Annotated in this window: 4 protein-coding genes; 1 reads left to right on the top strand and 3 read right to left on the bottom strand. The window is 57.5% G+C overall.

Annotated features, from left to right (window positions below):
* The 3 genes from QZ269_RS12960 to QZ269_RS12955 form a co-directional block, all read right to left on the bottom strand.
* A partial coding sequence (locus tag QZ269_RS12960; protein WP_291427113.1) for a hypothetical protein occupies window positions 1-327 on the bottom strand: 327 nt, incomplete at its 3' end.
* 24 nt (window positions 328-351) lie between these two features.
* A complete protein-coding gene (locus QZ269_RS13590) occupies window positions 352-750 on the bottom strand; it encodes a transposase DNA-binding-containing protein (RefSeq protein ID WP_367272306.1) in 399 nt (132 codons plus the stop codon).
* Between the two features lie 76 nt (window positions 751-826).
* Complete coding sequence (locus QZ269_RS12955; protein WP_291427112.1) at window positions 827-1,183, bottom strand: DoxX family protein; 357 nt, start codon at window positions 1,181-1,183, stop codon at window positions 827-829.
* Window positions 1,184-1,503: 320 nt separating this feature from the next.
* On the opposite strand from QZ269_RS12955, the gene QZ269_RS12950 reads away from it, so the two are divergent.
* Window positions 1,504-1,898, top strand: a 395-nt coding sequence (locus QZ269_RS12950) for a response regulator transcription factor (RefSeq protein WP_291427111.1), incomplete at its 3' end; no start/stop codon positions are given.

The raw sequence follows: 1,898 nt of genomic DNA, 5'->3' as shown, positions 1-1,898 counted from the left end.
CTGGCGCTTGTTTTTAGGATCGGCAGGAATGACCAGTTCGAAAGTTCCTTGAATGGGCTGTGCAGCCAAGTCGGCAAAGAGCTTCCCTGTTGGACAGGACTCGGTGACAGCTATACGCCGGTCTTGTTTCGCTCGGGTGAGCATGTCGTGGGCTGAGCCGATACGTTTCCAGAGGGCGAAAATGTCGCCCTCACGGTCATTGATGAACGTGATGCGCTGAGCTAGAGATTGTGGTGCAGCTTCAACACGGTCAACGACCTCGAACCACTTGTTGGCCTCACTCTCCTGTCGGTCTTGACATCCACCTTTGCGCGTCCAGACGCGCAACGCTGGGCAGCCAAGTATTTGGCCCTAATGTGGTTCGAGGGCTACAGCATGGTGGATGAAAAACCCCAGGTCGATGTTATTACCAGTGACTCCGAGTCCTCGACCCTGATGATAGTGGCGTCGAGAGTGCAAATTGATTTCAGAAGTATCGCTGATGACGAGCAAATGTTTGTGTTGAACGGACTGAAGGTAATGATGGGTTTCCTGAACGATGCCAGCGGTTAACTGGTCAAGGTGAACTGCTGGATTAGCAAGGAAGCGGCTAAAGGCCGCTCCTTCAGCACGGTTCCGGGCAAGTTGCTTGACGGTAGCGTCCGGAAGTGCCGCCAAGCTCTCAAAAAGATGTGTGGCACGCTTGTTCAGGCGAAGATCGCGGAAAGAGCAAGAAGGCGTACGGGGTAGAGAGGAGGAGGGGCAAGACATGACCCCTACAGATTAGAAAAATGTGTGCGTTAGTCAGCCCACGCAAGGAGGGAGGAGCTAAAGCCGCTGCCGCTGCTCAGTCGCTTCCGGCCACCAGTAAAGCCCCGAACAGGGCCAGGTTCTTGAGGAACTGGGTCTGCTGGTGCTGGCGTTCGCTTCCCTTCTTGTCCCAGAAGGGGTGGCCGATCACGCTGGTCGGAATCAGACTGGCGGCCAGCGCGGTGCTGGTGATACGCGGGGCGATGCCCAGGGCCAGCAGCACTCCGGCGGCGGCCATGATGCCGCTGTTGGCCTTGACCGCCAGTTCGGGCTGAGGAATTTCGGCGCCGCGAGCTGCCCGCACGATGGGGTCGGGGTTTTGCAGGTGATCTACGCCGCTCTTGATGAAAATGGTAGCCAGCAGGGCACGTCCCAGAACTTTACTCACGCTCATGTATTGCCTCCTTGAAGTGTGGCTGAAAGTCTAGCGCAGTGCCGGAATCCAGCGCCGCCCTGTCTGGAAGCTGCGCCATTGGGCCGTCGCGATCCATAAACACCATTTGCCCGTTTTCTTGAATCCGGCCAAAAAAGACCGTTCAGCACATCAATCTCAGGGCGTTAAGGGACCATAAACCGGTGTGCGCCCCCGTTCATAACCCAGGCCTCTACGATAAACACAACAAATTTCTGGCACGGTCCCGGCAGTCTCTGGTGAGCAAACGACTGCCGCACCGTTTTACCGGTCAGGGCCATTTAGGAGATGAATCACTCGTCATGGAACAACGCATTTTGCTCATCGAAGACAATCCGGATATCACCCGCGTCGTGCAGTACGAACTTGAGCAGGCCGGTTACCGGGTCATCACGGCTCCCGACGGCATTACCGGCCTGACGAGCGCCAGGGAAAACAACCCTGATCTGGTGATTCTGGATCTGGGTCTGCCCGATTTCGACGGCGCGGAGATTGCCCGGCGGCTACGCAAGACCAGCAGCGTGCCGATCATCATTCTGACGGCGATGGACGCGGTCGACCGCAAAGTCAACCTGCTGGAAGCCGGGGCCGACGACTACATGACCAAACCCTTCCACTCGGAGGAACTGGTCGCCCGTGTCAAGGTGCAGTTGCGCCACCAGCAGCACGGCGAGGTCATCGTGATCGGCGGCCTCGA

The sequence above is a fragment of the Deinococcus sp. genome, assembly GCF_018260405.1.
Taxonomy (GTDB): Bacteria; Deinococcota; Deinococci; order Deinococcales; family Deinococcaceae; genus Deinococcus.
Note: the sequence above shows the minus strand (reverse complement) of the source record. Positions and strands in the feature narration are given on the sequence as shown.

What these genes read in the sequence shown, in the direction of transcription:
- QZ269_RS13590 (WP_367272306.1), bottom strand. Translation starts at nt 750, where the DNA reads ATGTCTTGCCCCTCCTCCTCTCTACCCCGTACGCCTTCTTGCTCTTTC.
- QZ269_RS12955 (WP_291427112.1), bottom strand. Translation starts at nt 1,183, where the DNA reads ATGAGCGTGAGTAAAGTTCTGGGACGTGCCCTGCTGGCTACCATTTTC.